Source organism: Bacillus sp. SIMBA_005 (assembly GCF_046535585.1).
GTDB lineage: Bacteria > Bacillota > Bacilli > Bacillales > Bacillaceae > Bacillus > Bacillus pumilus.
Map to the genome: position 1 here is coordinate 1 of NZ_JAWRWI010000249.1, position 283 is coordinate 283.

Here is a 283-nt window from a genome sequence, read left to right on the forward strand (position 1 = left end):
GTAGCCTGCCGCTACCTTAATTTGCGCATGTACGATATCAACGCCTGTAATCATTTCCGTAATTGTATGCTCTACTTGAATTCGAGGGTTTACCTCGATGAAATAAAAGTCATCACCCGCAACTAAAAATTCAACTGTCCCTGCATTTATGTACGAGACATTTTTCATTATTTGAACTGCTGCATCACAAATTCTATTTCTTAAATTTTCTGAAATTGAATTCGATGGAGCAATCTCTACAACCTTTTGATGGCGACGTTGAATCGAGCAATCACGCTCATAT

At 38.2% G+C, this 283-nt stretch carries 1 protein-coding gene; it reads right to left on the reverse strand.

Translation table 11 applies throughout. From position 1 onward, the window contains the following. Positions 1–283: ATP-binding protein (locus SB660_RS19970; RefSeq protein ID WP_486304204.1), on the reverse strand; the 283-nt coding region annotated here is incomplete at both ends.